Origin of the sequence: Kitasatospora sp. NPDC004799 (genome assembly GCF_040609095.1) — a bacterium.
Lineage (GTDB): Bacteria > Actinomycetota > Actinomycetes > Streptomycetales > Streptomycetaceae > Kitasatospora.
The window spans coordinates 1-6,810 of the sequence record NZ_JBEXJK010000427.1 but is presented as its reverse complement, the minus strand read 5'-3'; the positions used below and the strand labels follow the sequence as shown (position 1 = coordinate 6,810).

Annotated in this window: 7 protein-coding genes; 6 read left to right on the top strand and 1 reads right to left on the bottom strand. The window is 73.2% G+C overall.

The window, feature by feature from the left end:
* Positions 1-583: cyclase family protein (locus ABZW03_RS34480; RefSeq protein ID WP_355267403.1), on the bottom strand; the 583-nt coding region annotated here is incomplete at its 3' end.
* Positions 584-673: 90 nt separating this feature from the next.
* Here ABZW03_RS34480 and ABZW03_RS34475 point away from each other — a divergent pair.
* The 6 genes from ABZW03_RS34475 (at position 674) to ABZW03_RS34450 (ending at position 6,598) form a co-directional block, all read left to right on the top strand.
* Positions 674-1,348, top strand: coding sequence for a UbiX family flavin prenyltransferase (locus tag ABZW03_RS34475; protein WP_355267400.1), 675 nt, complete (start codon positions 674-676; stop codon positions 1,346-1,348).
* Positions 1,349-1,467: 119 nt separating this feature from the next.
* On the top strand, positions 1,468-1,926 hold the full coding sequence (locus ABZW03_RS34470; RefSeq protein WP_030055719.1) for an Lrp/AsnC family transcriptional regulator: 459 nt from the start codon (positions 1,468-1,470) through the stop codon (positions 1,924-1,926).
* A gap of 3 nt (positions 1,927-1,929) precedes the next feature.
* Positions 1,930-2,892 (top strand): threonine/serine dehydratase, encoded by a 963-nt coding sequence (locus ABZW03_RS34465; RefSeq protein WP_355267397.1) that lies wholly within the window; start codon positions 1,930-1,932, stop codon positions 2,890-2,892.
* Between the two features lie 51 nt (positions 2,893-2,943).
* The gene (mqnE, locus tag ABZW03_RS34460) at positions 2,944-4,107 is read left to right on the top strand and encodes an aminofutalosine synthase MqnE (RefSeq protein WP_355267394.1); all 1,164 of its coding nucleotides are present in this window, start codon (positions 2,944-2,946) and stop codon (positions 4,105-4,107) included.
* A gap of 116 nt (positions 4,108-4,223) precedes the next feature.
* Complete coding sequence (locus tag ABZW03_RS34455) at positions 4,224-5,531, top strand: L,D-transpeptidase family protein (RefSeq protein WP_355267391.1); 1,308 nt, start codon at positions 4,224-4,226, stop codon at positions 5,529-5,531.
* A gap of 122 nt (positions 5,532-5,653) precedes the next feature.
* Complete coding sequence (locus tag ABZW03_RS34450) at positions 5,654-6,598, top strand: beta-ketoacyl-ACP synthase III (protein WP_355267389.1); 945 nt, start codon at positions 5,654-5,656, stop codon at positions 6,596-6,598.
* Positions 6,599-6,810 lie beyond the last annotated feature (212 nt).

The window sequence follows — 6,810 nt, the reverse complement described above, 5'->3', positions numbered from 1 at the left end:
GCAGCACCCGGTGGGCGGCGAGCGTGGGCTCGTCGGCGGCGTCCGGGTCGTGCTCGTCGGTGAGGTCGGCGAGCAGCGCGGCCACCGCCGGGTCGCCCGGGCCCGGGTCGGGCGTCGGGTCGACGCTGAGCGCGTCCACCCCGACCGTCCGCACCCCGGCGGCGACGATCGCCTCGGCGGCGGCCGGGGTCAGGCTGGGGTGGGCGAGGTAGGCGTCGGTGCCCCAGTGCCGGGCCCAGCCGGTGGCCAGCAGCAGCACGGTGCCCTCGGCGGCCCGCTCCAGCGCGGGCGCCAGCAGCTCGGCGGTGACGGCCGTCCGGGGCTCCAGCCCGCGCAGGTCGGCGACCACGGCCGGGCCGGTGAACCGCTCCAGCGGCAGCCCGTCCAGGGTCGGCCAGGTGACGTCCACGTGGTACGGCGCGTCCACGTGCGTCCCGGACTGCGAGCCGAGGTGCAGGGCCAGCACGTTCACCCCGGCGGTGGCCGTGGTGAGCGCGGGCTCCAGCAGGACGGCCGGGTCGCCGGGGTAGACCGGCATCGCGGTGGTCACCTGATGGGTGAGGTCGACGAGGGTCGCTGCCATGCGCCCATCCTCCCAGGGGACGGCGGCTTCCGGGCCCCTCCCGGCCCGCCCGGGCCGAACCCGCAGGTGGCGCCGGGACAGAATTGCCCCATGGGAACTGCGAAGCGTCAGCCGTGGGTGGTCGGGGTCTCGGGCGCGTCGGGGACGCCGTACGCGGCCTCGGTGATCCGCGCGCTGCTGGCCGCCGGCGAGGCGGTGGACCTGATCGTCAGCCGCGCCGCCCGGCTCACCATCCTGGACGAGACCGGCATCTCCTTCCGGGACGCCCACTGGCGCACCGACCTCGCCGCCTGGCTCGGGACCGACCAGGGCCTGGACGACGTCCGCTACTGGCCCGCCGGGGACTTCGCGGCCGGCCCGTCCAGCGGCTCGTACCCGGCCAAGGGCATGCTCGTGGTGCCCGCGACCACCGGCGCGGTGGCCGGGATCGCGCTCGGCCTGAGCAAGGACCTGCTGCAGCGCGTCGCCAGCGTCACCCTCAAGGAGCGCCGCCCGCTCGTCGTCTGCGTGCGCGAGACACCACTCAACGGGGTGACGTTGAAGCACTTGGTGGAGCTCGACGCGCAGGGGGCGGTCGTGCTGCCCGCTTCGCCCGGTTTCTACGCCGGCGGCTCCACCGTGCGCGAACTCGTGGATTTCGTGGCCGGACGGGTGCTGGACGCCGTCGACGTGCCGCATTCCCTGTACCTGCGCTGGGAAGGGGAGTTGGGGGCGGCCGCCCGCGCGGCGGCCGCCGGGGACGGCACACTGGCTGAGGGGGAGTGAGGAGACCGGGGGCGGGAGAGTATGTTCTCTGCGATATCCGGGTCGTTCGGCGCACGGCGCCTTTGAAACCGGATAATGATCTGTGGGTCTGGCGAGGTTCGGAAGGACGCGGACGGTATATGGACACGGTGGACAGACAGCTCATCCAGGCGCTCCGGGAGAACGGCCGCGCGTCCTACGCCGAGTTGGGCCGCCTGGTCGGGCTCTCCGGCCCGAGCGTCACGGACCGGATCAACCGCCTGGAGCAGGCCGGGGTCATCACCGGCTACCGGGCGACGGTCAACCCGGCCTCGCTCGGCTTCGGTGTCACGGCCCTGATCGGCCTTCAGCTCACCGACGCGGCGGACCACGAGGACGTGGCGTTCCGGCTGAAGGACCTCAACGAGGTCGAGGACTGCTGGTTCATCGCCGGCGACGACTCCTACATGCTGAAGGTCCGGGTGGCCGACGTGGCCGGCCTGGAGTCGGTGGTCAAGCGGATCTCGGGCACGAAGGGCGTAGCCCGGACCCGCACCACCGTCGTACTCTCCACCAAGTGGGAAAACCGGGTGAGTGAACTTCCTCCTGTAGGAGAGTGACGTATGGCACTGGTCGGACTGGAGGAGCTGCGCGCGGCTCGGCAGCGGATCGCGGGGGTCGCCGTGCGCACCCCGCTCGTCCCCGCCCCCTGGGCGGCCGAGGGGGAGCGGCGGCTCTGGCTGAAGCCCGAGAACCTCCAGCCGACCGGGGCCTTCAAGACCCGCGGCGCCTACAACCGGCTGGCCGCGCTCACCGAGGACGAGCGCTCCCGGGGCGTGGTCGCCCAGTCCAGCGGCAACCACGCGCAGGCGGTGGCGTACGCGGCCCGGGAGCTCGGCATCAAGGCCGTGATCGTGATGCCGGACACCTCGCCCGCGGTGAAGGTGGAGGCCACCCGCTCGTTCGGCGCCGAGGTGATCCTGGTCGCGCCGGAGGAGCGGGACACCCTGCCCGCCGAGCTGGCCGGGAAGCACGGCTACGTCTGGGTCCCCCCGTACGACGACCCGTTCATCATCGCGGGCCAGGGCACGGTCGGACTGGAGATCGCCGAGGACGCCCCGGCCGAGCTGGACACCGTCCTGGTGCCGGTCAGCGGCGGCGGCCTGATCGGCGGGACGGCGGCCGCGCTCAAGCTCACCCGCCCCGGCATCCGGGTGGTCGGCGTGGAGCCCGAGCTGGCCGCCGACGCCCGGGCCAGCCTGCGGGCCGGCCGCCGGGTCGAGTGGCCGGTCGCCGACACCTACCGGACCATCGCGGACGGGCTGCGCACCCCCTCGCTCGGCGTGCTGCCGTTCGAGCACGTCACGGCCTACGTGGACGACATCGTCACCGTCACCGAGGACGAGATCCGCGCCACCGTGGCCGTGCTGGCCCGCCGCGGCCGGCTGGTCGCCGAGCCCTCCGGGGCGGTCGCCCCGGCCGCCTACTTCCACCGCGCCGCCGAGACCGGCGGCCAGGCGGTGGCGGCCGTGGTCAGCGGTGGCAACATCGACCCGACACTGCTCGCCGAGCTGCTCAAGGCATAGGCGTAGGCTCGTCCGGCAAGGATTCGAATGTCGGAGGAGGCGGGGCACCGCATGGACGCAGGGCTCAAGCGCGAGCTGGAGGCGAAGGTCTACGCGGGTGAGCGGCTGACCCGCGAGGACGGGATCGCGCTCTACGAGAGCGACGACCTGGCCTGGCTGGGCGGGCTGGCCCACCACGTGCGGACGAGGAAGAACGGCGACGTCGTCCACTTCAACGTCAACCGCCACCTCAACATGACCAACGTGTGCAGCGCGTCCTGCGCGTACTGCTCGTTCCAGCGCAAGCCGGGCGAGAAGGACGCCTACACGATGCGCATCGAGGAGGCCGTCCGCCTCGCCAAGGCGATGGAGGTCGAGTCCCTCACCGAGCTGCACATCGTCAACGGCCTGCACCCGACCCTGCCGTGGCGCTACTACCCGCGCTCGCTGCGGGAGTTGAAGGCGGCCCTGCCGAACGTCTCGCTGAAGGCCTTCACCGCCACCGAGATCCACTGGTTCGAGAAGATCAGCGGCCTGCCCGCCGACGAGATCCTGGACGAGCTGATCGACGCCGGCCTGGAGTCGCTGACCGGCGGCGGCGCGGAGATCTTCGACTGGGAGGTCCGCCAGCACATCGTCGACCACGACACCCACTGGGAGGACTGGTCGCGGATCCACCGCCTCGCGCACAGCAAGGGCCTCAAGACGCCGGCCACCATGCTGTACGGCCACATCGAGGAGCCCCGCCACCGGGTGGACCACGTGCTGCGGCTGCGCGAGCTCCAGGACGAGACCGGCGGCTTCCAGGTCTTCATCCCGCTGCGCTACCAGCACGACTTCCACGACTCCAAGGACGGCGTCGTGCGCAACAAGCTGATGGCCCGTACCGAGATGGCCACCGGCGCCGAGGCGCTGAAGACCTTCGCGGTCTCCCGGCTGCTCTTCGACAACGTCCCGCACGTGAAGGTCTTCTGGGTGATGCACGGCGTCACCACCGCCCAGCTGGCGCTCAGCCACGGCGCGGACGACATGGACGGCTCGGTGGTCGAGTACAAGATCACCCACGACGCGGACAACTTCGGCACCCCGAACAAGCTCGGCCGCGACGACCTGCTCGGGCTGATCCGCGACGCCGGCTTCCGCCCGGTGGAGCGCAACACCCGCTACGAGGTCATCCGCGAGTACGAGGGCCCGGACCCGATGCGCCGTGAGTCCCCGCAGGCGATGCGCCTCTGACCTGCGAAGCTCACCGCCGCCCCGGCCGACCTCCGGCCGGGGCGGCGGCCGTCTTCACGGCCTCCGCACGCGGCCCGGGTTTACCAACGGGTACGGCGTTTGGCAGGATCGACAGCATGTCCGGTTCTGATCGTGCCACCGCGTACCCGCCGCACCAGCCGACGCAGGGGCCGGTCGACCTGATGCCGCAGCAGCAGTACGAGGGCTTCCCGCCGTACCAGCAGCCGGTTCAGCAGGACCACGGGTACGGCGAGTACCAGCCGTACCAGCAGGCCCCCGACGGGTCCTACGCGGCGTACGACCAGCCGTTCCAGCCCTACCAGCCGTACGACGCCGAGCCCGCCCCGTACCCGGCCGAGCCCGGCTACCGGGCCGCACCGGCGTACCCGGCCGAGCCCGATCCCACGGCCCTGCCCGGAACCGCGTACGAAGCCGGGTACGAGTTCGCGCCCGAGGCCACGTCCGAGGCCACGTCCGAGGCCGCCTACGAATCCGGCTACGAGCCCGAGCCCGTCGTGCTCGCCGCCGCGCCCGTCGCGCCCGTGGCGGGCACCCGGACGGCGGCCCGGGGACGGCGGCGCAAGGCCAAGCAGAAACGTCACGGCAAGGCCGTGATGGCCGGCACCGCGCTGCTGGTCGCCGCCACCGCCGGCTGGTACGCCGTCGGCCAGGACGGCGCCAAGCCCGGCATCACCACCGCCGACGGCCCCGGCCCGGAGGGCGTCAGCAAGCCCGACCAGCCCGCCCCGGACCCGGCGGCCGCCCAGGCCGCCGCCGGCCGGCAGGCCGCGGTCCCGGCCGCCGACCGCAGCCAGACCCGCGCGGACGGCTCGGTCGCCGCGATACCCGGCCTCGGCGCGGCCTTCACCGCGAAGATCCCCGCCGAGACCACCCAGGTCGTGGTCGCCTCCGGCCAGGACAAGAACACCGACAAGAACACCGTCACGCTCTGGACCCGCACCCCCGAGGGCCGCTGGCTGGCCGGCGAGACCTGGCAGGGCCACAACGGCAAGAGCGGCTGGACCACCGACCACAACGAGGGCGACCTGCGCAGCCCGATCGGCGTGTTCAGCCTCACCGACGCGGGCGGCCGCAAGGCGGACCCGGGCAGCAAGCTCCCGTACGACAAGGACCCGAGCTTCGTCGTCTCCGGCACGGGCTTCTTCGGGGACCAGCTGGCCGGCTCCTTCGACTACGTGGTCGCGATCAACTACAACCGCGTCCCCGGCAACACCCCGCTCGACCCGCGCCGCCCGATGGGCTCCAAGAAGGGCGGCGGCATCTGGCTCCACGTGGACCACGACGGCCCGACCCACGGCTGCGTGTCGATCCCCGAGGACAAGATGGCCCAGCTGATCCGCACCCTGGACCCGGCCGCCCACCCGGTCATCGTGATGGGCGACGCGGCCGCACTGGCCGCCTGACCTCGGCGGACGCGGAACCCGGGCGCCGCAAGGGGCCTTGTCCACCTCCTACAGATCGAGGGGGTGGATCCTGTCGCCGGTCATACCATGCTGACCAGCGGGTAACCCGGTTCCATGGCAGTATGAGCGGTTCGCGCATTGTGGCACTCGGCCACTACCAGCCCCCCAAGGTCCTCACCAACGACGACCTGGCGGCACTCGTCGACACCGACGACGAGTGGATCCGCTCCCGCGTGGGCATCCGCACCCGGCACATCGCCGAGGACGAGACCCTGGTCGACCTCGCCACCGAGGCCGCGCAGAAGGCGCTCGCCAACAGCGGCCGGGACGCCGCCGAGATCGACCTCGTGGTGGTCGCCACCTGCACCGCGATCGAGCGCAGCCCCAACACCGCCGCCGCCGTGGCCGCCCGGCTGGGCGTGCGCTCGCCCGCCGCGTATGACATCAACACGGTCTGCTCCGGCTTCTCGTACGCCCTGGCCACCGCCGACCACGCGATCCGGGCCGGCTCGGCCCGCCGCGCCCTGGTGATCGGCGCCGAGCGGATGTCCGACACGCTCGACTGGACCGACCGCTCCACCTGCGTGATCTTCGGCGACGGCGCGGGCGCCGCGGTGGTCGAGGCCCAGGCGGAGGGCGCCGAGCCCGGCATCGGGCCGGTGGTCTGGGGCTCCGAGCCGGAGAAGGGCGACGCCGTGGTGATCACCGGCTGGGACCCGGTGATCAGCCAGCAGGGCCAGGCGGTCTTCCGCTGGGCCACCACCCAGCTCGCCCCGCTGGCCCGGCAGGCCTGCGAGCGGGCCGGGATCGACCCGGCGGAGCTGAAGGGCTTCGTCCCGCACCAGGCCAACCTGCGGATCATCGACGCCATCGCGAAGAGGCTGGGCCTCACCGACGCCGTGGTGGCCCGGGACGTCGTCGACTCCGGCAACACCTCGGCCGCCTCCATCCCGCTGGCCTTCTCCAAGCTGGTCGAGCGCGGCGAGCTCTCGCCGGGGGACCCGGTCCTGCTCTTCGGCTTCGGCGGCGGCCTGGCCTACGCCGGCCAGGTCGTGCGCTGCCCCTGACCGCGAGACCCCTCCGCCCCTGACCCCACGACCGCGCCGCCCCTGGCCCGACGGACTCCGCGGTGCCGTCCGGAGGCGCCGTGGGGCCGTCCGGACGCGAACATGCCGGTGGGGGGGGCCCCCGTCAGCGGTGGCCCCCCACCCGCCAGTATGTGGGGGGGGGGGGGACGGGGGGGGCCACCCCCCCAGACACCGCCCCCCGCCCGCGGGGC

Excerpts from the sequence above, each read along its gene's own strand:
- mqnE (WP_355267394.1), top strand. The coding sequence starts at position 2,944 with ATGGACGCAGGGCTCAAGCGCGAGCTGGAGGCGAAGGTCTACGCGGGT.
- ABZW03_RS34450 (WP_355267389.1), top strand. The coding sequence starts at position 5,654 with ATGAGCGGTTCGCGCATTGTGGCACTCGGCCACTACCAGCCCCCCAAG.
- ABZW03_RS34465 (WP_355267397.1), top strand. The coding sequence starts at position 1,930 with ATGGCACTGGTCGGACTGGAGGAGCTGCGCGCGGCTCGGCAGCGGATC.
- ABZW03_RS34455 (WP_355267391.1), top strand. The coding sequence starts at position 4,224 with ATGTCCGGTTCTGATCGTGCCACCGCGTACCCGCCGCACCAGCCGACG.
- ABZW03_RS34475 (WP_355267400.1), top strand. The coding sequence starts at position 674 with ATGGGAACTGCGAAGCGTCAGCCGTGGGTGGTCGGGGTCTCGGGCGCG.
- ABZW03_RS34470 (WP_030055719.1), top strand. The coding sequence starts at position 1,468 with ATGGACACGGTGGACAGACAGCTCATCCAGGCGCTCCGGGAGAACGGC.